The organism is Rhizobium ruizarguesonis, assembly GCF_012349115.1.
GTDB lineage: Bacteria > Pseudomonadota > Alphaproteobacteria > Rhizobiales > Rhizobiaceae > Rhizobium > Rhizobium ruizarguesonis.
The window spans coordinates 26,408-46,510 of the sequence record NZ_PQIG01000063.1 but is presented as its reverse complement, the minus strand read 5'-3'; the positions used below and the strand labels follow the sequence as shown (position 1 = coordinate 46,510).

General features: G+C 62.1%; 20 protein-coding genes. 13 read left to right on the top strand and 7 right to left on the bottom strand.

From position 1 onward, the window contains the following. Window positions 1-24 precede the first annotated feature (24 nt). The 5 genes from C3Y91_RS07035 to C3Y91_RS07015 all read left to right on the top strand — a co-directional run bounded on the left by C3Y91_RS07035 (window position 25) and on the right by C3Y91_RS07015 (window position 6,644). Complete coding sequence (locus tag C3Y91_RS07035) at window positions 25-1,314, top strand: RsmB/NOP family class I SAM-dependent RNA methyltransferase (protein WP_168575190.1); 1,290 nt, start codon at window positions 25-27, stop codon at window positions 1,312-1,314. Window positions 1,315-1,599: 285 nt separating this feature from the next. Continuing rightward, window positions 1,600-2,874 (top strand): imelysin family protein, encoded by a 1,275-nt coding sequence (locus tag C3Y91_RS07030; RefSeq protein ID WP_024322241.1) that lies wholly within the window; start codon window positions 1,600-1,602, stop codon window positions 2,872-2,874. A gap of 47 nt (window positions 2,875-2,921) precedes the next feature. Beyond that, window positions 2,922-4,460 carry a di-heme oxidoreductase family protein gene (locus tag C3Y91_RS07025; protein WP_168575189.1) on the top strand — a complete coding sequence of 513 codons (1,539 nt, stop codon included), beginning with the start codon at window positions 2,922-2,924 and terminating at the stop codon, window positions 4,458-4,460. After that, window positions 4,460-5,560, top strand: a complete 1,101-nt coding sequence (locus C3Y91_RS07020) for an imelysin family protein (RefSeq protein ID WP_130691415.1) — start codon at window positions 4,460-4,462, stop codon at window positions 5,558-5,560. The genes C3Y91_RS07025 and C3Y91_RS07020 overlap by 1 nt, the downstream gene beginning before the upstream one ends. A gap of 4 nt (window positions 5,561-5,564) precedes the next feature. Further along, window positions 5,565-6,644 (top strand): DUF1513 domain-containing protein, encoded by a 1,080-nt coding sequence (locus tag C3Y91_RS07015; RefSeq protein ID WP_168575188.1) that lies wholly within the window; start codon window positions 5,565-5,567, stop codon window positions 6,642-6,644. Between the two features lie 16 nt (window positions 6,645-6,660). Here C3Y91_RS07015 and C3Y91_RS07010 read toward each other — a convergent pair whose 3' ends face one another. Then, window positions 6,661-7,737 (bottom strand): DUF2252 family protein, encoded by a 1,077-nt coding sequence (locus C3Y91_RS07010; protein ID WP_168575187.1) that lies wholly within the window; start codon window positions 7,735-7,737, stop codon window positions 6,661-6,663. Window positions 7,738-8,029: 292 nt separating this feature from the next. Between C3Y91_RS07010 and C3Y91_RS07005 the strand changes: the two genes are divergently transcribed. From C3Y91_RS07005 to guaA, 3 genes are all read left to right on the top strand, one after another. After that, a complete protein-coding gene (locus C3Y91_RS07005) occupies window positions 8,030-8,479 on the top strand; it encodes a PaaI family thioesterase (protein WP_003544704.1) in 450 nt (149 codons plus the stop codon). After that, the gene (locus C3Y91_RS07000; RefSeq protein ID WP_003544703.1) at window positions 8,476-9,114 is read left to right on the top strand and encodes a 5'-methylthioadenosine/S-adenosylhomocysteine nucleosidase; all 639 of its coding nucleotides are present in this window, start codon (window positions 8,476-8,478) and stop codon (window positions 9,112-9,114) included. The genes C3Y91_RS07005 and C3Y91_RS07000 overlap by 4 nt, the downstream gene beginning before the upstream one ends. Window positions 9,115-9,206: 92 nt before the next feature. Beyond that, on the top strand, window positions 9,207-10,769 hold the full coding sequence (gene guaA, locus C3Y91_RS06995) for a glutamine-hydrolyzing GMP synthase (RefSeq protein ID WP_017962899.1): 1,563 nt from the start codon (window positions 9,207-9,209) through the stop codon (window positions 10,767-10,769). A 109-nt stretch (window positions 10,770-10,878) separates the two neighbouring features. Here the strand turns inward: guaA and C3Y91_RS06990 are convergent, their stop codons facing one another. After that, a complete protein-coding gene (locus C3Y91_RS06990) occupies window positions 10,879-11,409 on the bottom strand; it encodes a dihydrofolate reductase family protein (RefSeq protein WP_024322250.1) in 531 nt (176 codons plus the stop codon). Between the two features lie 204 nt (window positions 11,410-11,613). Continuing rightward, window positions 11,614-12,495, bottom strand: coding sequence for an AraC family transcriptional regulator (locus C3Y91_RS06985; protein ID WP_168575186.1), 882 nt, complete (start codon window positions 12,493-12,495; stop codon window positions 11,614-11,616). A 386-nt stretch (window positions 12,496-12,881) separates the two neighbouring features. On the opposite strand from C3Y91_RS06985, the gene C3Y91_RS06980 reads away from it, so the two are divergent. Then, window positions 12,882-13,373, top strand: a complete 492-nt coding sequence (locus C3Y91_RS06980) for a GNAT family N-acetyltransferase (protein ID WP_168575185.1) — start codon at window positions 12,882-12,884, stop codon at window positions 13,371-13,373. Window positions 13,374-13,479: 106 nt separating this feature from the next. On the opposite strand, the gene C3Y91_RS06975 is transcribed toward C3Y91_RS06980, so the two are convergent. The 3 genes from C3Y91_RS06975 to C3Y91_RS06965 all read right to left on the bottom strand — a co-directional run bounded on the left by C3Y91_RS06975 (window position 13,480) and on the right by C3Y91_RS06965 (window position 16,166). Continuing rightward, window positions 13,480-14,025 (bottom strand): YbhB/YbcL family Raf kinase inhibitor-like protein, encoded by a 546-nt coding sequence (locus tag C3Y91_RS06975; protein ID WP_168575184.1) that lies wholly within the window; start codon window positions 14,023-14,025, stop codon window positions 13,480-13,482. 38 nt (window positions 14,026-14,063) lie between these two features. Beyond that, entirely contained in the window at window positions 14,064-14,918 is an 855-nt protein-coding gene (locus tag C3Y91_RS06970; protein WP_131612249.1) for a helix-turn-helix domain-containing protein, read from the bottom strand. Between the two features lie 276 nt (window positions 14,919-15,194). Next, window positions 15,195-16,166: a LysR family transcriptional regulator gene (locus tag C3Y91_RS06965; RefSeq protein WP_131612247.1), complete on the bottom strand. Its 972-nt coding sequence runs from the start codon at window positions 16,164-16,166 to the stop codon at window positions 15,195-15,197. Between the two features lie 78 nt (window positions 16,167-16,244). On the opposite strand from C3Y91_RS06965, the gene C3Y91_RS06960 reads away from it, so the two are divergent. Further along, the gene (locus C3Y91_RS06960; RefSeq protein WP_130656811.1) at window positions 16,245-16,769 is read left to right on the top strand and encodes a DUF8737 domain-containing protein; all 525 of its coding nucleotides are present in this window, start codon (window positions 16,245-16,247) and stop codon (window positions 16,767-16,769) included. Between the two features lie 145 nt (window positions 16,770-16,914). Here C3Y91_RS06960 and C3Y91_RS06955 read toward each other — a convergent pair whose 3' ends face one another. After that, window positions 16,915-17,817, bottom strand: a complete 903-nt coding sequence (locus tag C3Y91_RS06955) for a LysR family transcriptional regulator (RefSeq protein ID WP_130673437.1) — start codon at window positions 17,815-17,817, stop codon at window positions 16,915-16,917. 107 nt (window positions 17,818-17,924) lie between these two features. Between C3Y91_RS06955 and C3Y91_RS06950 the strand changes: the two genes are divergently transcribed. The 3 genes from C3Y91_RS06950 to C3Y91_RS06940 are packed head-to-tail and all read left to right on the top strand — an operon-like array spanning window position 17,925 to window position 19,997. Beyond that, window positions 17,925-18,296: an Atu4866 domain-containing protein gene (locus C3Y91_RS06950; RefSeq protein WP_075225611.1), complete on the top strand. Its 372-nt coding sequence runs from the start codon at window positions 17,925-17,927 to the stop codon at window positions 18,294-18,296. A gap of 58 nt (window positions 18,297-18,354) precedes the next feature. Beyond that, window positions 18,355-19,206, top strand: coding sequence for an oxidoreductase (locus tag C3Y91_RS06945; protein WP_018069965.1), 852 nt, complete (start codon window positions 18,355-18,357; stop codon window positions 19,204-19,206). Between the two features lie 56 nt (window positions 19,207-19,262). Continuing rightward, on the top strand, window positions 19,263-19,997 hold the full coding sequence (locus C3Y91_RS06940) for an SDR family oxidoreductase (protein WP_020397416.1): 735 nt from the start codon (window positions 19,263-19,265) through the stop codon (window positions 19,995-19,997). Window positions 19,998-20,103: the final 106 nt, after the last annotated feature.

Sequence of the window (20,103 nt, the reverse complement as noted above, 5' to 3'; positions counted from 1 at the left end):
GCTACGGCAATAGGAGACATGTGAATGCGTCTGGGCGGCCGCCTCGAAGGGGCGATTTCTGTGCTCGCGGACATCGATGCCCGCAAGCGGCCCGTCGCCGACGCGCTGAAGGACTGGGGCCTCGCGCACCGCTTCGCCGGCTCCGGCGATCGTGCGGCGATCGGCAACATCGTCTATGATGCACTGCGCATGCGGCTTTCCCACGCCTGGCTGATGGATGACGACAGTGCTGCGGCCATTGCCCATGCCGTCATGTTCCGCCAATGGGGTTTCACACCGGACAGTCTTGCCACCGAGCTGGCGGATGACAAGTTCGCGCCGGTGCCACTTTCGGCCGACGCCGTCTCGGCCTTTCAAAGCCGCTCGCTCGACGATGCGCCACCGCATATCCGCGGCGATATTCCCGAATGGGTCCAATCCTCCTTCGAACAGGCCTTCGGCGCCGGCTGGCTCGCCGAGGCACAAGCGCTCGCCGCCCGCCCGACGCTCGATCTGCGCGCCAACCTGCTCAAAGCCTCCCGCGACAAGGTCGTCAAGGCGCTTGAAAGAGCCAACGCGCATGCAGCGAAGATCGCCCGCTACGGCATCCGGATTGCCGCTGGTGAAGGCGCCTCGCGTCTCCCCAACGTGACAGCCGAGCTTTCGTTCCAAAAAGGCTGGTTCGAAGTTCAGGACGAGGGATCGCAGATCGTCGCCGACCTGGTGCTCGCGAGCGATGGCGAACAGGTTCTCGACTATTGCGCCGGCGGCGGCGGCAAGACGCTCGCCATGGCGGCGGCCATGCAGAACAAGGGACAGGTTCATGCCTATGACGCCGACCGCAAACGGCTGGCGCCGATCATCGAGCGGCTGAAGCGGGCGGGCACACGCAATGTCCAGGTGCATGACGATGCCAGGGCGCTCTCCGGCCTTGCCGGACGCTGCGACAAGGTGCTGGTCGACGCGCCCTGCACCGGCACCGGCACATGGCGCCGCCGCCCCGATACGAAATGGCGGCTGACGGCGAAGAACCTCGACGAACGCACCGCCCAGCAGCAGGACGCGCTGGCGCAGGCGAGCGGCTTCGTCAAACCCGGCGGCGATCTGATCTATGTGACCTGCTCGGTCCTGCCCCAGGAGAACGAGGAACAGGCGCGCCGCTTCACGGCTGACAATCCTGATTTTCAGATCGTCGGCGCCCTGCCTGCCTGGGATCAGCTCTTCGGAAAGGACGCCCCGCGTCCGCACTCTTCCGACGGGCTGTCGGTGACTTTGACCCCCGCCTCCACCGATACAGACGGCTTCTTCTTCTGTCGCATGCAGCGGAAGGGCTGACGCGACCTAGCGGAGGCCTCCGCAACTGCCGGTTTTTCAAGCAAATGCCGTTCAAAAATGACCGGTTAGCCGCGCCTGTCCATTCTTAAAATCATTCCAAACTAGAGTGTTTGACACCAGTTTGCTTTTGCGCGAAGAGACGGAGCCCGATCACAGCGCCGCGCGTCTTATCAGACGCGCAAAGGACGCTGTAACACTTTGAATCGACGCATCGTGCTTTCCGAAAATCGATTCCGATTTTCGGGCCGATGCGGTAGACGGAAAATCCCGTCACAGGAGAGGATCATGAAGCTCAACACATTCCGCGCAGCCGTGCTGGCGATTGCCCCCGCCGCCCTGCTCGCCCTTCCCGCGCATGCCGAGACCGATGCCGCCGCCGTGGTGAAACACTATGCCGACGTGGCGCATGCGAAATACGAAGACTCGCTGACGACGGCCAAGGCGCTCGACGCCGCGATCGACGCCTTCCTGAAGGCGCCGACCGACGCGACGCTCAAGGCCGCCAGGGAGGCCTGGATAAAGGCGCGTGTTCCCTACCAGCAGACGGAAGTCTATCGCTTCGGCAATCCGATCGTCGACGACTGGGAAGGCAAGGTCAATGCATGGCCGCTCGATGAAGGCCTGATCGACTATGTCGATGCCTCCTACGGCACCGAGAGCGACGAAAATTCCCTCTACGTGGCAAATGTCATCGCCAACAAGACGATCAAGATCGACGGCAAGGATGTCGACGCCTCCAAGCTGACGCCGGAATTCCTCTCGGGCACGCTGGCCGAGGCCGGCGGCATCGAAGCCAATGTCGCGACCGGCTATCACGCCATCGAATTCCTGCTCTGGGGCCAGGATCTGAACGGCACGGGTCCCGGCGCCGGCGATCGCCCGGCAACCGATTACGACCTCAAGAATTGCACGCACGGCAATTGCGACCGGCGCGCCGAATATCTGAAGTCCGCCTCCACCCTGCTGGTTTCCGACCTGCAGGAAATGACCGACAACTGGACGCCGGACGGTGCGGCGACGAAGAACGTCGAAGCCGATCCGAAGGCCGGCCTCGTGGCGATCCTGACGGGCATGGGTTCGCTTTCCTACGGCGAGCTTGCCGGCGAGCGCATGAAGCTCGGCCTGCTGCTGCACGATCCGGAAGAAGAGCATGATTGCTTCTCGGACAATACCTATAACTCGCATCTCAACGACGCGATCGGCATCGCTGCCGCCTATACCGGCAATTATACCCGCGCCGACGGCACCAAGCTCAGCGGTCCGTCGCTGCACGATCTGGTGGCCGCCAAGGACAAGGCGCTCGATGCCGAAGTGGAAGGCAAGCTCAACAAGACGCTCGATGCCATGAACGCCATGGCAAAGCGCGGCGAGACGGTCGAGAAGTACGACCAGATGATCGGCGAGGGCAACAAGGAAGGCAATGCGGTCGTCCAGGCCGCCATCGACGGGCTGATCGACCAGACGAAATCGGTGCAGCGCGTTATTGCCGCACTCGATCTCGGTACGGTTCAGCTTGAAGGTTCCGACAGCTTGGATAATCCTAACGCCGTCTTCAAATAAGCAAAAAGGCGGGCCGCTTCGAAAGCCGGAGCGGCCCGGACCCTGAAATGTCGCATGCCCCGGCCCGCCGATTGATCGCCAGCGCAGCGCTCTGCGCCACGCTTGCCGGTTATTCCGTCAGCATCGCCGCCGGTTTCGATCTGCCGACGAAACGCACCGACCTTTCCGAAGCCGATCTGCAACGTGTCGCCGACGTCACCCGGCCGACGGCGGATTTTTCCAAGGCCGAACAATACGAAGCGATGCAGGCAGGAGCGACGACCTCGATCGACCCCGTCACCGAGGACAGCTTCTCGCATATTTCGGCCAATATCCCCTTCGAGGAAGAGCAGAATTTCAAGCTCGGCAACGCGCTCTTTCGCAAGCTCTGGGTTTCCGCTCCCTCCTCGACGCAGGCCTCCGATGGTCTCGGGCCGATGTTCAACGCCCGCTCCTGCATGAGCTGCCATGTCAATGATGGCCGCGGCAGACCGCCGGAGGGAGGTCCGAGCGCCACCTCGATGTTGCTGCGGCTTTCCCGTGCGGCCAGGACGCCGGAGGAAGAAAAGGCGGTTGCGAGTGCTGATGTCGTCAATTTTCCCGATCCGGTCTACGGCCATCAGCTGCAGGACCTCGCCGTTCCCGGCCTTGCTGCCGAGGGGAAGATGGCGATCAGCTACCGCGAAGAGAGGGTGACGCTCGGCGACGGCGAGACTGTGTCGCTGCGCCGGCCGAGCTATGCGGTTGTCAATCCCGCCTATGGACCGCTCGATCCCGCGACGACGATTTCGCCGCGTGTCGCCTCGGCGATGATCGGCCTCGGACTGATCGAGGCAATTCCCGAAGCCGATATCCTGGCCCATGCCGATCCGGATGATGCCGATGGCGACGGCATTTCGGGGAAGGCTGCGATCGTGCGCGACCATCGCAGCGGCAAGATTGCGCTCGGACGGTTCGGCTGGAAGGCGCAGAACGCCACGGTGCGCGACCAGAGTGCCGATGCCTTCGCCAACGATATCGGCATCTCGACGCCCGATCAGCCGAATGCGCAGGGCGACTGCACCAAGGCGGAAGAAAAATGCCTTGATATGCCGACCGGGGTGCAGAAACGGCTGGGCGGAGAAGAGGCGCCGGGTCCCATTCTCGACCTCGTCACCTTCTATTCCGAAAATCTCGCCGTTCCCGCACGGCGCAAGGCAAGCTTCGCCGAGACGCTGCAGGGCAAGCGGATCTTCTACGAAAGCGGCTGCATTTCCTGTCATGTGCCGAAATTCGTCACCCGGCGGGATACACCTGAAAAAGCACAGTCCTTCCAGCTGATCTGGCCCTATTCCGACTTTCTTCTGCACGATATGGGCGACGGGCTTGCCGACGGGCAGCAGGTCGGTCTTGCAAGCGGACGTGAATGGCGCACGCCGCCGCTATGGGGTATAGGACTGACCCGGACTGTCAGCGGACACAGCTTTTTCCTGCATGACGGCCGTGCGCGGAGCCTCACCGAAGCGATCCTCTGGCATGGCGGTGAAGCTGAAAAGGCCCGCAACGCTTTCTCCTCCCTGTCGACAGACGACAGGGCGGCCCTGATTACATTCCTGGAGTCACTTTGATGCGCCTTTGGCACCCCCTGCTCTGCCTTACTCTGATCGGCCTCGCCACATCCGCGGCCGCCCAGACGACCACTCCGCCGGCAGGGCTGAACGAGGATGCCGTTCCCGCCGTCATGCAGCGCGCCGTCGACGAGGTGATCCGTCCCGGCTATCGCAACATGCAGCAATCGGCCGCCCGGCTGACGACGGCGATGAAGGATCTTTGCGCCGACGGCACGCAGCAGACGCTCGACAAGGCGAAGTCCACATTCGACGACACGATCCGCTATTGGTCGATCATCGAGATCGTCCAGACGGGGCCTGTCATCCAGGACAATCTCTTCGAGCACATCCTGTTTTATCCCGACCGCAAGGGCGTCGGCCTCAAGCAGGTGCAGGCGCTGATCGCCAAGGCCGATCCGAACGACTCGACCGTTGATGCGATCGCCGGCAAGAGTGTTGCGTTGCAAGGCCTGACGGCGCTGGAATACGTGCTTTACGGCAATGGCTCCGACGATCTCGTCGGGCAGAAAGGCAGTTTCCGCTGCCTTTACGGCCAGGCGGTCGCCGGCAATATCCAGCGTGAGGCCGGCGAAGTCGTCGCCGCCTGGGAAAAGCCCGATGGCGTGCAGGCGAGCTGGAAACATCCAGGCCCGCAGAGCAACGATTTCATGGACAACAAGGAAGCGGTGACGGCGCTGCTCGGCATTCTCGTCCATGGTGCGGAGAATGTCCGCGACCAGCGGCTGGAGCAGTTCTACAAGGGCAAGGACACCGCGCCACGGCCGCGCATGGCGATCTACTGGCGCTCCAAAAATACCTGGAAATCGATGGCCGCCAATCTGGAAGGCCTGCGCACGCTCTGGCAGAAGGCCGGCATGGCCGAGCTTCTGCCGCCGGACAAACAGCCGATTGCCGCCGCGATCGACGAGGACTTCAAATCGCTGCTCGACAGCGTGCCGAAGCTCAATCCCGACATCGACGTCGCCACAAGCGATGCGGAGAAGGCCAAGCTCGATACGCTGCTTGCCGACAGCCGCGACCTGATCACCCGGATCAGCGACGAATATGGCGCGGCGATCGGCCTTTCGGCCGGCTTTTCCTTTTCGGACGGAGATTGAGACGATGATGCGAAGTGCCGAGATCGACCGACGCAGTTTCGTCAAGGCGGCCGGCCTCGGCTTCCTTGCAGCCCTGGCGCCGAGGTCGCTGATGGCACTGGAGCGGACTGATGCGATCTATGCCTCGGGCATTCGGGCAGCCGACGGCTCCTTTGCCGTTGCGACCGTGACCGAGCGCGGCGAGATCGTCGATCAGATGACGCTTCCCGCCCGCGCCCACGGCATGGCCTTCAGCGCTGCCACCGGCAAGACGGTCGCTTTCGCGCGCCGGCCGGGCACCTTTGCGATGATCTTCGATCCGCGGAACAAGGGCGAGCCGATCGCCATCAGTTCGCCAGAGGGCCGGCATTTCTACGGTCATGGCGCCTTCTCTCCCAATGGTCGTCTGCTCTATGCCAGCGAGAACGACTTCGACGGCAATCGCGGCATGATCGGTCTTTACGACGCCACCAACCGCTTCACCCGCATCGGCGAATTCGAGACCTACGGCATCGGTCCGCACGACATGACGGTTTCTGACGACGGACGCCTTCTCATCGTCGCCAATGGCGGCATCGAGACGCATCCGGATTTCGGCCGCACCAAGCTCAATCTCGGCGAGATGCAGCCATCGCTGGCGCTGATCGATGCGGCGACCGGGGCGCTGATCGAAAAACATGTGCTGCCGGCGGAATGGGCGGAACTCTCCACCCGCCACGTCGATCTCGACGGCGAGGGCCGCATCTGGTTCGCCTGCCAGTATGAAGGTCACCGCAAGGATTTGCCGCCGCTCGTCGGCCATTTCGCCAAGGGCGAGAATCTCTCCTTCATCGACCTGCCGGAGGAGACGACGCGCAGGCTTGCCAATTACGTCGGAGCGATCGCCGTCAATCGCAGCGAAGGTCTCGTCGGTATCACCTCGCCGAAGGGCGGCGCCTCGGTGACCATCGACGCAAGGACGGGCAAGATGCTGGCCGAGACCTCCGTTCCGGATGCGGCGGGCATCGCGCCGGCAAAAAGCGGCTTTGCCGTCTCCTCCTATGATGGCGATTTCCTGTCGACCCGCAGCGACGTCGCCTGGGATCAGCACATCGTACGGATCTAATCACGGAAGTGGAGTTTTAGCCGGCACGCGAATAGGCTTTCTGCTCGGCGCTGACGCTCGATGCCGCGGCCCTTGCCGCCTCGTGCAGCCATTCGTTTCCCCGCGCCGCTAAATCCTTCAGGATGACTGCAACCGCCGCCGCATCGTCGGAATGGCAATTGGCGATCTCGAAGCCCATCAGTTCGAGCATCGTCGGCGAAAGCAGGATCTCGGGGTGCCGGTCGATTTCGATCTTGCAGTTGTTCGGCGAGAGCCGGCGCACGAGGATGCGGCCGGAAACCCGGTAGTGCGGATCGGCTGAGCGCGCCCGCCCATTGGCGATCTCGCTTGCATGGATCACCGCGTCCTGCGGCCTGTGGCGAAGCGACCAGGCGGACGGCAGCAGCGCCTTTGCCTCGCGCAGCACCGGCCCACCCTGCCATTCGGCATAGGCGACGAAACGCGGCCGGCCGAGGCTGCCGGTGCCGCCGCTGCGCGGCTTCGGCACAAAGGGTCCTGCCCCGGACGGCAGCGCGGCGGCGAGCGCCTTAACGTACGCTGATGGCGGCGGCTTGCTGCCGGGAAGCAACATTTCGTATTTCTCCCAGAATTCCCGGCGTCCGGAATTCGGCAGAATCAACGCCTTGCGCAGCCATTTGTGGTCGCGCTCGAGGATGACGGGCAGCGGATTTTCAAGGCCCCTGCGATAACCGCTGAGGATCAGCTCGCCGATCATGCGAACCGAGGGACCGTCGTCGCCGCGCGCCAAGACGGCGCTTGCCGCTAGGCGAACGAGATCAAATGCATAGGGCATCACTGCCGCGTCGTCGAAGTCATTGACGCCCCAGACGAGCCGGCCCTCGATATCGCGCCAGGTGCCGAAATTCTCCAGATGCGTATCGCCGATCGCCAGCACCTCAGGCGCGTCTGTGAGTTCCGGGCAGATATCGAGGATGATCTCGCACCAGCGCCAATAGGTGGCGCGCAGGAAGACGAAATCGCCGCTTCGCATCTTCTCGTGCTTCTCCCTGAGATCGTCCTTGACGAGATCGTCGCCGAGTTCGCCGGCCAGCCAGGTCTCGAAATTCCGGACCGATTGCGATATCGTCGTCATGCTGGCGCTCCATCATTTCGCGACCCGATGCGGAGAATACGCGCACCGCGCGAAGCTGCAATCGCCTTCGCATCGGATCGCCACGATCCGGCAGTACTGGCCAGCGGTATTGGCCAGCAGTACCGGCCAGCGGTACCGGCCGGCTGTACCGGCTTGTACGGCGACGGAAGGTGAAAGGTTGCCCCGGCGACACGGTCCCGGGTTTCCATCGGCGCCCGGACCGATTTCAGCAATGTCCAGCTTGTCGAATGCGGCGCGCCATGCCACTTTCGCGGCTGCAAGAGGGGCAGACATGAGCGAGACTGACAGGGGCGATTTCCGCGCGCGAATCCGCCGTAATTTTGCGCGGCAGGCGGCGATGGAGACGATCGGCGCGGAGCTGACGCGCGTCGAGCACGGCGTCGTCGAGATCGAGCTTCCCTTCGACGTCAAACTGACACAGCAGCACGGCATCCTGCATGCGGGCATCATTTCCGCAGCGCTCGATTCGGCCTGTGGCTTTGCCGCCTATAGCGTCATCGACCCGGAAGCCTCGATCCTGACGATCGAGTTCAAGGTCAATCTCATGTCGCCGGGGCGTGGCGATCGTTTCCTGTTTCGCGGGGAAATCACCAAACCCGGCTCCACCATCATCGTCGCCGACGGGCGAGGCTACGCGATCAGCGACGGGCCGGCCAAACTCATCGCCTCCATGACCGGAACGATGATGGTGATCCGCGGTAGAGAGGGCATTACGGGATGAAGTTCGAACTGAAATCGGTCGCGGGGAAATCCATCCTTTTCGTCATGGCGGCGGAGGCCGAATACGGTCCCTTCCTGCGTTCGCGCATCGAACCTTTGATGACCGGCGTCGGCCCGGTCGAGGCAGCCATCGCGCTGAGCAAGACATTGGCGCGGCTGGATGCCGTCGACGACCTGCCCGATCTCGTCGTGTCCCTCGGCTCGGCCGGCTCCGCGAAACTGGAGCAGACCGAAATCTATCAGGTGACCTCGGTTTCCTACCGCGACATGGACGCCTCGCCACTCGGCTTCGAAAAGGGCAAGACACCCTTTCTCGACCTGCCGGCAACGCTCGAGCTGCCGCTGCGCATTCCCGGCATTGCCGAAGCAAGCCTTTCCACCGGCGGCAACATCATTTCGGGCGCCGCCTATACAGGGATCGACGCCGACATGGTCGATATGGAGACCTATGCGGTGCTGCGGGCCTGCCAGGGCTACAAGCTGCCGCTGATCGGCCTTCGCGGCATTTCCGACGGCGCTGTCGAGCTGCAGCATATATCCGGCTGGACCGAATATCTGCACATCGTCGACCGCAAGCTCTCCTATGGCGTCGACAGCCTGTTCACAGCGCTGGAGGACGGGGTTTTCTGGTTCTGAGCCCTTGAATGCGGGACAATTGGAACAATAAAAACCCGATGCCGCCGATTTCCCGGATTGCCAGGCGAAGCGCTTTTCATTAAAGCCTCGCCATGACCCAGACAGCACATCCCGACTCCGTTCTCATCGTCGATTTCGGCAGCCAGGTGACCCAGCTCATCGCACGGCGCGTGCGCGAGGCTGGCGTCTATTGCGAGATCGTCCCCTTCCAATCGGCCGAAGAAGGCTTCCACCGCCTGCAGCCGAAGGCCGTGATCCTATCGGGCAGCCCGGCTTCCACGGTGGACGAGGGATCGCCGCGAGCGCCACAGATCATCTTCGACAGCGGCCTGCCGGTGTTCGGCATCTGCTATGGCCAGCAGACAATGTGCATGCAGCTCGGCGGCAAGGTCGAAAGCGGCCATCACCGCGAATTCGGCCGCGCCTTCCTCGAGGTCGACAGGGACTGCCAGCTGTTCGAGGGCCTCTGGTCCTCCGGCTCGCGCCACCAGGTCTGGATGAGCCATGGCGACCGCGTCACCGCGCTGCCGGATGGTTTCGAGGTGGTCGCCACCTCCTCCAACGCGCCCTATGCCTTCATCGCCGACGAGAAGCGCAAATATTACGGCGTGCAGTTCCACCCGGAAGTCGTGCATACGCCTGATGGCGCTAAGCTGATCGGCAATTTCATCCACAACATCGCCGGCATCAAGGGCGACTGGTCGATGTCGGCCTACCGCCAGAAGGCGGTCGAGCAGATCCGCGCGCAAGTGGGCGACAAGCGCGTCATCTGCGCGCTTTCGGGCGGCGTCGACAGCTCCGTCGCAGCCCTCTTGATCCACGAGGCCGTCGGCGACCAGCTGACCTGCATCCTCGTCGACCACGGGTTGATGCGCAAGGACGAGGCGGCCGGCGTCGTCGCCATGTTCCGCGAGCACTACAATCTGCATCTGTTGCACGTCGATGCCGCCGATCGCTTCATTGGCGAACTCGAGGGCGTCAGCGATCCGGAAACCAAGCGCAAGATCATCGGCAGGCTGTTCATCGAGACCTTCGAGGAAGAGGCAAAGAAGCTTGGCGGCGCCGATTTCCTCGGCCAGGGCACGCTCTATCCCGACGTGATCGAGAGCGTTTCCTTCACCGGCGGCCCGTCGGTGACGATCAAGTCGCACCACAATGTCGGCGGTCTGCCGGAGCGCATGAAGATGCAGCTCGTCGAGCCGCTGCGCGAACTCTTCAAGGACGAGGTGCGCGCGCTCGGCCGCGAACTCGGCCTGCCCGACAGCTTCATCGGCCGCCACCCCTTCCCAGGCCCCGGCCTTGCGATCCGCTGCCCCGGCGGCATCACCCGCGAGAAGCTGGAGATCCTGCGCGAGGCCGATGCGATCTATCTCGACGAAATCCGCAAGGCCGGCCTCTACGACGCCATCTGGCAGGCCTTCGCCGTGCTGCTCCCCGTCCAGACCGTCGGCGTCATGGGCGACGGGCGCACCTATGAATTTGTCTGCGCATTGCGCGCCGTCACTTCCGTCGACGGCATGACGGCCGATTTCTACCACTACGACATGGAATTCCTCGGCCGCGCCGCGACCCGCATCATCAACGAGGTGCGCGGCATCAACCGCGTGGTCTACGATGTTACGTCGAAGCCGCCGGGCACGATCGAGTGGGAGTGAAGGGGAATAGCGCCGGAGAAGTTCGCCACCGAAGCGGGCTGTTTCCGTCGCTTTGGCCCCAAGCCAAGACCAGACTTTCACGGCGATTTTCATCTGGCGAGTCCCGAGATCAAGCCGGAACGTAGGTCAACCTGATCACATCCTCGCCAATCCGGTCATGAGCCATCAGGCGGAGCGGCGGCCGGGGTCCGGCGAAATATGGCTTGCCGTGACCGATCACGACGGGGTGCAGGTAGATTCGATACTCATCGATCAGGCCAAGTTCGGTGAGGCTTCGCGCCAAATTGGGGCCAGCAACTTCGATCTCCCCGTCGCGTTCCGCCTTCAGCTCGCGGATTGCAGCCTCAAGATCTTCCCCAACGAGCCTGGCATTGGGACCGACCGACGTCAACGAGCGCGAGACGACCCATTTCGGCTGGTTCCGCCACGCCGCCGCGAAGGCCTGTCGCTCTGCATCCCATTCAGGATGTTCATCGTCCCAGTAACGCATGACCTCATACATCTGGCGACCGTACACACTGCCCGCCTGCCGCTGAGCCTCTTCGATGAAGTGGCGGAAGAGCGTCGGGCCTGGCGCAAACGCCATATGATCGACGTAGCCGTCCAGGGACTGGTTCATTCCAAACACAAGTCTAGCCATACTCACTTCCTTTCCTTAGACGGCATTTCCGCACAAGTCTGCTTGCATTATGCAATCGGTTGGAAGTTAGCTCAACTGATTTCATATCGCAATTGGTTTTGCGCATAAATCCGCGACCTGATGGTCGCCAACCGGCCGGCCTGGGGTGGACAACGGCCTGTCCGCTTCCAGCGATCAGAATGGACAAGCCGTCATCACAGGGCGCTATTTCAGCGGCAGAAACAACTCCGCCACCGCCTCATGCTCCGCCACTTCCGGGAAGAAGCTCAGCCGCTGGCAATAGATCGGGAAGTCGCGTGCTGCCTCGCCGCTGGCCGGAAGCCAGTCGCGATAAAGGTAGAGCGCGGCGGGCTCCAGATTGTCGGTGTTGCCGACGACGCACAGCACCGCGCAGCGTCCGCCAGGGATCTCGCCAACTTTGATCTTTTCGCCGTTCGCCTCGATCGGTTGGCCGGTCCCGACACAGAGGTCGACGCTATAATCGGCAGGCGACTGAGGACGCCGCTCGGAACGCCAGACGTTGAAGGTCGGACTTGTCCTGGGGTGTAGGCCAGCGGCCTTGCGCCAGGCGATGAACCGCTGGATGGTGGCGCCGAGCGACGCCGGATCGCCCCGATGCTCCATGATCGCCACCGGCGTGGTGGGCACATTGCGAATTATCACGTCGTCAGTGGTAAAAGTCTTCTGCATGAGCTTGCTCCTTGCATTGTCGAGAGTCCCGAAGGCGGCAAGCCACGGCTCCCAGTCGGGAGACTTCCGAAACGACGAAGGCGATTGTCCGAACCGTTGCCGAAAGGCGCGGGCGAAGGCATCCGGTGCGTTGTAACCGGCATCCATCGCTATATCGGTGACGCGTTCTTCGTCCCTGTAGGCCAGCCGGTATGAAGCGCGCTTCATGCGGGCAAGCCTGACATAGCGATGCACTGACAATCCGAAGGTCGCCGTGAACTGCCGGTGGAAATGAAACTTCGAGAAGGCCGCGACACCGCTCAAAACGTCAAGATCGAGATCGTCATCGAGGTGCTGGTCGATATAATCCAGCACTCGCTGCATCCGCTCATGATAGTTCCGAAGCGCTGCGGTCATTCGTCTTGGTCTCCGTGGCAGCTCAAACTAGATTCCTTCGGCAACGCAGCGCTCGACCGATCTTGCGGTTTGGCATGGATCATGCCGGAAACTTCCAACGGCGGACCATAGTGCACGGTGTTCAATGCCACGATGGTAACTGCCAGCGGCATAGACTACCGTCATGGCGTGCCGACCGATCCGAGTCTCTTGCGATCCTCGTCTCTCTTGCGATCCTCGTCCGGCACTGTTATTCGCATTTCCTTCTTATAGGAGAATGCCTTTGTTTGCCGTCGCAACGATCCAGAACTCACCGGCTGCGGCGGTAGGGATGAAGGCGCACGGCATCGTGACCGAGAGCTGATCCTCGCTCTATCGCTCGGCCTTAGCGCGCCCAATGCTGGCGCATGTCTAATGTCGAGAAGACTATGATCATCGAACTAACCACTAATGATTTCGAAGCGCTGCTGAAGGGCATCGCGCCTCGAAATCTGCACCTTGTCCAAGACAGCGCCATTGCGCCTCCTGAAGTACTGGCGATGTTGAACCGCCTCGCGGCTGACATCGGCGCAGAATTATCGCCGTCGGCCTGGATGATCGTGGAGGATGGCGAGATCGTCGGCCTGTGCTCCATCGTTCGGGTTCCACAAGATGGAAACATCCATATCGGCTATGGGGTTGCGCCTTCACACCAGGGTCGTGGATGCACCACGCGGGCCATAGGGCAGTTGCTTCAGTGGGCGCGGAACGACCCTCGTGTGGCTCTGGTCTGTGCGGAGACCCGCGTCGACAACATCGCGTCACAGCGTGTTCTTGAACGCAATGGCTTTGTCCAAATCGGCGAGCGGGTCGATGCTGAAGACGGTCCGTTGATCTGCTGGCAAGCAATGACTGCCTAGGTTTTACAGGCCAGAGAAGCCCGCATAGGAAACGGTCGGCCGAGGTTCAGTCACCTCGGCCGGCCGTTGTCATAAAGGGAATGACGACTACGATCCGAAGCCGGCTTCAGCGGCCGTAGGTGACCTCGACGGAGGCCTTGGCGAGCGTATTGGCCCTGACATAGAAGCCAACCATGGCAGCCGGCGCGGTCTCGGGAAGCGGGAGCTTGTCGACCGAGAGCGCGTAGACGGTGAACTGGTAGTGGTGCGGCTGATCGCCGGCCGGCGGGCACGCGCCGCCATAGCCTGACATGCCAAAATCGGTGCGACCTTCGACAGTGCCTGCGGGAAGCTTTTTGTCACCGCTGGCGCCGGTGGCGATCTCCGAGGCATCTGCGGGAATGTTGAACACCGACCAATGCCACCAGCCCGAGCCTGTGGGAGCATCCGGATCGTAAGCCATGATGGCGAAGCTCTTGGTCGCCTCAGGAGCCCCCGACCAGGTCAGTTCCGGCGAGATGTTCTTGCCGGCGCAGCCGAAGCTGTTGAAGACCTGCGCATCGGTCATGGACTTGCCGGCGATCAAATCCTTCGAGGTGAGCTTCATTTCGGCCTGTGCGGCCGTCGCGCCAAAGACGGATGTGGCGAGAAGTACTGCTGTGATAAAACGCATTCTGTTTTCCTGCGGTTGATTATGCAGGAAAACTACCGTCACCGAGCATGTGCATCTGCCCCGCTACGCTCAACTTCTGCCCCGATCCGCTCAAAACGCTCGGAGCCGCCCCGCACATGGCGTGGATTGACGCCAAACCGCTCTTTGAACCGCGCCGCGAATTGAGACGGTGAATCGTAACCGACCTCAAGCGCAACCTGCGCCATCGGCAGGGTAGTGGTCTGGATGAGGCCCAAGGCGCGATTCATCCTTGTATCGCTCAAGATCTCACTGAAGCCGGTATTCTCCGCAGCCAGCTTACGCCTGAGCGTCGCTTCGCTCATGTTGAACGAGCGCGCCGCGTGCCCCAGCGTCCAATCAAAGGCCGTATCACTTTCGATCATCTGCCGCAGCCGGTCCTCGAGCCGAGGACTTTGGCATTGACCCAATACCGCTCCACAGAGCGCAAACCAGGTGATCAGTTCCATCAAGCGAGCCTTGGCAATCGCGCCGGGAAGCCTCGTCAGATTGCCAGGCTGACAGCAATAGTCAAACAATGCCGCGGCTTCCTCCGGCAGGCTGGAGGTGCCTGCCGGCACAGGCCTCGATGGAACAGCGATCGATCCCATTCTGATATAGGCTTCCTCGAAGAGCGGTCGCGGAACGGGAAGCGCCAGGGTCTGATACTTCTGCGGCGCTTTGGGAATGTTCTCCATCGTCAACGGTCTGTAGTCGGGCAGCAAGCCATAGGCGCCCGCCTCGAGGCGCAAAGCCCTGTCATCTGCCATGACAATCTTCGTTCCCGATTGCACCTGTATCAACAAGGGGCTCGTATTGACGAGACGATAAAAACAGGCCCGCCCACCCTGGCGGATCAAGGCCCTGGTCGGAATGGGAAAGACCTCGTCGAGCATATGTTCTCCGACAACAGGATGGATGATCGTGGGGCTCCGGCTGCCGGGCCGTGAGACTGCAGTCATGATCGGTAGAACCGGCATGAAGACGCCCGCCTCGCCCCACCGATCCCTTGAGGATCGGGAATATCAAAACCGCGTGTGATGGGCAATCTTGAGCGTCATCTAGGCGTTCGAAATCAATGGATGCGGCATTATCTTCGCAACAACGGTCGCCTCGTATCGTTGATCTGCTTCACAAAGTGTTTGGATCTATTCTGGTCAGCGCTTTCCACCTCAGCGCATTTTCGTGGCTGGTGTTTGCGTGTCATCGATGTGAATTCGGGGTTTGTCGCCAGCATCCGCCCGGCCTTTCACGTGATCGATAAAGGCCCGCAGCTTCGGCATCACTTGATGGCGGCTGGGATAGTAGAGGAACACACCCGGCGCCATCGGGGCGAACGCCTCCAGGACGCGGACGAGTTTTCCCGCCTTCACGGGTCCGGCGGCGATTGGCTCCGGCACCTGCGCAAGCCCCATATCTTCGACAGCGGCTCCCAGCATGGTGGGGAAATCATGGGCGATCAGCGGGCCGGAGACAACAGCCTCGATCGGGTTTTTGCCGTTGACAAACGACCACGGCGCGATTGAGCCGTTCGAGCGGCGCATGCGGATGCAGGCATGCTGACGCAGATCGTGGATACGCTCGGGCCGCCCTCTCCGGCGCAGATATTCGGGGCTGCCGACGACCACCAGCGGGAAGGACGGCGTCAGCCGGACCGCGACCATGTCGGCTGCGATGAACTGGCCGAGCCGGATACCGGCGTCAAATCCCTCGGCGGCGATATCGACCAATTCCTCATTCGCGGAGACCTCCACCTCGACCTCGGGAAAGGCCTGGCAGAAGGATGCGATCAGTGGCTCCAGCAGGATCGGCACCACTGCCGGCGGCACTGTGAGACGCAACAGTCCAGCCGGTCTCTGCCCGAGCTCACGCGCTACCGCGCTTGCGGCGACCAGTTCCTCGAAAGCGGGCTTTGCGCGCGTCAGGAACCGCTCGCCGGCTTCAGTCAGACCGACACTGCGCGTCGTGCGGATGAAGAGCACTGCGCCGACACGCTCCTCAAGAGCGCGTACGGCCTGGCTGATTGCCGATGGGGTCACTCCGAGTTCGCCAGCTGCCCTGCGAAAACTACGGTGCCGGGCAACGCTCAGAAACGCCTCAACGCCATCGAGCGCGCCTTGCCTGACTGTGAAGTTCTGCTTCATACCGCATCGATATTATCGCGAATAGTCGACCGCGGGAAGCGGGCGTACATCTGGATCCCACAAATCAGGAGTGCCCCGATGTCGACGGAATCCATCTTCCAAACTCATCTCGTCCTAGGCTATGTCGCGTGGCTGATTTGCTTCGGCGCCTATATTCTGCCCTGGCTCACGTCGATGGACAGGGTCAGGGCGCACCGCGCGATCGCCACTCTGCACAGCTTCCGCTTCTTCGGGCTCGTCTTCCTTCTCCCAGGCGTCGTCGGTCCCAACCTGCCCGCCAGCTTCGCCACCTTCGCTGCCTTTGGCGACCTTGCGGCCGGGCTGCTCGCCGTGCTGGCGCTCGTCACGATCAGGATGCGTCCGGTCTTCTGGCTGTTCGTCGTCGCCTTCAATCTCGTGGGAATGGGCGACCTCGTCCTCGACTACTATCACGCGATCCAGGCCGGCCTTCCCGCGCGGGCGGGGGAATTGGGCGCCGCATATGCGATCCCGATCATTTACGTGCCCCTGCTGATGATCACTCACGTCTTCGCATCCTATTTGCTGCTGCGCCCTCTGGCTAAGGCAGCTCGGGTCCTCACTGGCGAGGCGGCAGTATCTTAAACTCCGCCATCTCAGGCGTCGCACCTCGCGATCGAAGATCGCAACTGGAGAGGCGTTCATCGCGATCGTGTGATGACGCAATTATTTGCCGCAGGCTTTGAGATAGGCCGGCAAGCCTGAACCAGTTCGTTGCCAGAAGCACGGATCACATCTGGCGCCCGTCAAATCTCCGCACATAATCGACCAATGCGCGCAGCTTCAGCGGCTGTCGCTGGCGCCTGGGATAGTAGAGATAGAAGCCCTGGAAGGGCGGGCAGAAGTCCTCCAGCAGCGGCACGAGTTCGCCCCGTTCGATATAGGGCTGGAAGGTCTCCACCATGCCGAAGGTGATGCCTGCTCCCGCGCAGGCCATGCGGATCATCATTCCCATGTCGTTGGTCGTAACAGTGGGATCGACGGAGACGTCGAAGTCGCGATCATTCTCGGTGAACTCCCAACGATAAGGCGCCGTATCCGGGCGTGGCCGCCATCCGATGCAGGCATGACCCTGCAGTTCGCGGGGATGGCGGGGATGGCCGCGGCGCTCGAGATAGCTGCGGGATGCCGCCGCGCATTGTCGCTGCTCTTCGGAGACGGAGATCGCGATCATGTCCTGTTCGATCACTTCGCCGAGCCGGACACCCGCGTCGAACCCGGCTTCGACGATATCGAATTCGTCATCGGTGATGGTGATATCGAGTTTGATGTCGGGGCAAGCTTCCATGAAGCCGGCCAGCAATGTGCCGGACAGGAAGTTCTCGGCGATCGAGGAAACGGTGATCCGCAGCAGGCCGCTCGGGCGCGCCTGCATTTCCCTTACCGTCTGCATCGCATCCTTGACCTGGCGGAGCGATGGACGAACCGCGTCGAAGAACACTTCGCCGGCTTCGGTCAGGCTGACGCTGCGCGTCGTGCGCTGGACCAGGGCGACTCCGACCCGATCCTCGAGGCGCTGCAGGGCTTGGCTGACGGCGGAGCGGGTGACGCCAAGCCGCTCGCCGGCGAGCCGGAAGTTCCGCGCCTCCGCCACTGCAAGAAAGACTGAAATGCCTTCGAGATCGTCGACCATTGGTTAGCATTTCTAACCAAGGCATCCTGGATTAGCAACTTAATCGTCGCAGATGGGCACGCTATCTTTCAAGTCGAGATCAACGCAAGGCTTCGAAAGGCAAGGCAATGCGAAGGATTTTCAAAAGCCCGGTCCTGCAGCTTTTCACGGCGGTCACTCTGGCTGGCACGGCGACCAGTTCGTCCGCCACCGATGCCGTGAACGACCGAGATCAGCAGCAACAAACAAGCGAGAACACGATGCAGCAACATCCCTATGTCGGCATGTGGGTAACGGATGATGGCCGCGTCCGCCACGAACTTCTGCCCAATGGTCGTTACGACGAAGCCCGTGGCAGCCGGGAAAGCGCCTACCGGGGACGCTACGACGTCACCGGAAGCCACATCGAATATTGGGATGACACGGGCTTCACAGCCGACGGCGATTTCGTCGACGGCGATACCCTCCATCATGGCGGCATGGTGCTTCGGCGCAGATGACGTACCGCCTGAAAGGCAACACCACACAGGAGAAGGCCGCGTTTGCCGGCCGGAAAGGATGACGATCATGTCTTCCCCAACACCCATCTGGTTCATCACCGGCGCATCGTCCGGGCTCGGCCGGGCACTCGCCGAAGCCGTGCTGGCCCGTGGCTGGCGCGCCGCTGTTACAGCGCGCAGACCCGAGACCCTGGCAGATCTCACGGCACAACACGGCGACCGCGCGCTTGCCCTTGCACTCGATGTGACAGACAGCCGCTCCATCGCCGGCGCGGTTCGTGACGCCGAAACGCATTTCGGTGCGATCGACGTCCTCGTCAACAATGCCGGCTACGGTTACCTCTCGGCGATCGAAGAGGGCGACGATGCCGAGATACGCGCCCAGTTCGAGACCAATGTCTTCGGACTGATAGATGTCACCAAGCAGGTTCTGCCGGGCATGCGCCGACGCCGGCAAGGGCATATCTTCAACGTCTCCTCACTTGGCGGGCTCGTCGCTTTTGCCGCAACCGGCTACTACCATGCCACCAAGTTCGCGGTCGAAGCCCTATCGGAATCGCTTTCCCATGAGCTCAGGCCGCTCGGCATCGATGTGACGATCCTCGAACCGGGCGCCTTCCGCACGGATTGGGCCGGCCGGTCGATGGTCGAATCCCGCACGATCATCGAAGACTATGCCGAAACATCCGGCAAGCGGCGCCAGGCCACCCGCTCGATCTCCGGCAACCAGCCGGGCGATCCCGCGCGCGCGGCAACCGCGATCATATCGGCGTTCGAGGCGGACGAACCGCCGCTGCGCCTGCTGCTCGGCGCACCTGCCCTGAAGATCGCCCGCGAACGGCTCGATGCGCTGCGCGCAAACTTCGACGCCTGGGCGGAGACGACGCTCAGCGCCGATTTCCCCAGCTGAATACCAAGAAACCTCAGTCGCATCGCCAGGCGAGCGGCGTGCAAATGGAGCTTGAAATGTCTGATATCGAAGGAAAAGTCATTGCCATCACCGGAGCCAGCAGCGGCATCGGAGAGGCGGCGGCAAAGGTGCTGGCTGCCGCAGGCGCCCATATCGTGATCGGCGCACGCCGCACCGAGCGGCTGGAGGAACTCGCAGGCGACATCGCGGCAAAGGGTGGGTCGGTGCGCCTGCGAAAGCTTGACGTCACCGATCGTTCCCAGGTGGAGGCCTTCGCGGGCTTTGCCAGGTCCGAATTCGGCCGGCTGGACGTGATCGTCAACAATGCCGGCGTCATGCCGCTGTCGCCGCTCGAGGCTCTCAAGGTCGAGGAGTGGGACCGGATGGTCGACGTCAACATCAAGGGCGTTCTCTATGGCATCGCGGCGGCGCTTCCGATCATGAAGGCGCAGGGATCAGGGCAGATCATCAACCTGTCTTCGATCGGCGGCCACAGCGTCTCGCCGACGGCCGCCGTCTATTGCGCGACGAAATTTGCGGTGCGGGCGATCTCGGACGGATTGCGGCAGGAGACCGATCGTATCCGCGTGACCGTCATCTCTCCCGGCACGACGACATCGGAACTGGCCGAGACGATCACCGATCCGACCGCGCGGGACGCCATGAAGGCTTTCAGGGCGATCACCATCAGCCCTGAGGCCATCGCCAATTCGATCCTCTACGCCGTCAGCCAGCCTGACGACGTCGATGTCAGCGAGATCATCATCCGGCCGACAGCCAGCCCGCATTGATCGGCTGAGACCCCGCCAAAGCAATTCCAGCAAAAGTGTAGAGCGGTTTTGCCAGGCAAAGCGCGAAGCGATTTTGCCGGAAATTGCGGAAAACGAAAAAAGTCTC

Excerpts from the sequence above, each read along its gene's own strand:
- C3Y91_RS07020 (WP_130691415.1), top strand. The coding sequence starts at position 4,460 with ATGCGCCTTTGGCACCCCCTGCTCTGCCTTACTCTGATCGGCCTCGCC.
- C3Y91_RS07025 (WP_168575189.1), top strand. The coding sequence starts at position 2,922 with ATGTCGCATGCCCCGGCCCGCCGATTGATCGCCAGCGCAGCGCTCTGC.
- C3Y91_RS06940 (WP_020397416.1), top strand. The coding sequence starts at position 19,263 with ATGTCTGATATCGAAGGAAAAGTCATTGCCATCACCGGAGCCAGCAGC.
- C3Y91_RS06990 (WP_024322250.1), bottom strand. The coding sequence starts at position 11,409 with ATGGCTAGACTTGTGTTTGGAATGAACCAGTCCCTGGACGGCTACGTC.
- C3Y91_RS06960 (WP_130656811.1), top strand. The coding sequence starts at position 16,245 with ATGTCGACGGAATCCATCTTCCAAACTCATCTCGTCCTAGGCTATGTC.
- C3Y91_RS06970 (WP_131612249.1), bottom strand. The coding sequence starts at position 14,918 with ATGCTCGACGAGGTCTTTCCCATTCCGACCAGGGCCTTGATCCGCCAG.
- C3Y91_RS06965 (WP_131612247.1), bottom strand. The coding sequence starts at position 16,166 with ATGAAGCAGAACTTCACAGTCAGGCAAGGCGCGCTCGATGGCGTTGAG.
- C3Y91_RS06955 (WP_130673437.1), bottom strand. The coding sequence starts at position 17,817 with ATGGTCGACGATCTCGAAGGCATTTCAGTCTTTCTTGCAGTGGCGGAG.
- C3Y91_RS07015 (WP_168575188.1), top strand. The coding sequence starts at position 5,565 with ATGATGCGAAGTGCCGAGATCGACCGACGCAGTTTCGTCAAGGCGGCC.
- C3Y91_RS07005 (WP_003544704.1), top strand. The coding sequence starts at position 8,030 with ATGAGCGAGACTGACAGGGGCGATTTCCGCGCGCGAATCCGCCGTAAT.
- C3Y91_RS06980 (WP_168575185.1), top strand. The coding sequence starts at position 12,882 with ATGTCTAATGTCGAGAAGACTATGATCATCGAACTAACCACTAATGAT.
- C3Y91_RS07010 (WP_168575187.1), bottom strand. The coding sequence starts at position 7,737 with ATGACGACGATATCGCAATCGGTCCGGAATTTCGAGACCTGGCTGGCC.
- C3Y91_RS07035 (WP_168575190.1), top strand. The coding sequence starts at position 25 with ATGCGTCTGGGCGGCCGCCTCGAAGGGGCGATTTCTGTGCTCGCGGAC.
- C3Y91_RS07030 (WP_024322241.1), top strand. The coding sequence starts at position 1,600 with ATGAAGCTCAACACATTCCGCGCAGCCGTGCTGGCGATTGCCCCCGCC.
- C3Y91_RS06950 (WP_075225611.1), top strand. The coding sequence starts at position 17,925 with ATGCGAAGGATTTTCAAAAGCCCGGTCCTGCAGCTTTTCACGGCGGTC.
- guaA (WP_017962899.1), top strand. The coding sequence starts at position 9,207 with ATGACCCAGACAGCACATCCCGACTCCGTTCTCATCGTCGATTTCGGC.
- C3Y91_RS06985 (WP_168575186.1), bottom strand. The coding sequence starts at position 12,495 with ATGACCGCAGCGCTTCGGAACTATCATGAGCGGATGCAGCGAGTGCTG.
- C3Y91_RS06975 (WP_168575184.1), bottom strand. The coding sequence starts at position 14,025 with ATGCGTTTTATCACAGCAGTACTTCTCGCCACATCCGTCTTTGGCGCG.
- C3Y91_RS07000 (WP_003544703.1), top strand. The coding sequence starts at position 8,476 with ATGAAGTTCGAACTGAAATCGGTCGCGGGGAAATCCATCCTTTTCGTC.
- C3Y91_RS06945 (WP_018069965.1), top strand. The coding sequence starts at position 18,355 with ATGACGATCATGTCTTCCCCAACACCCATCTGGTTCATCACCGGCGCA.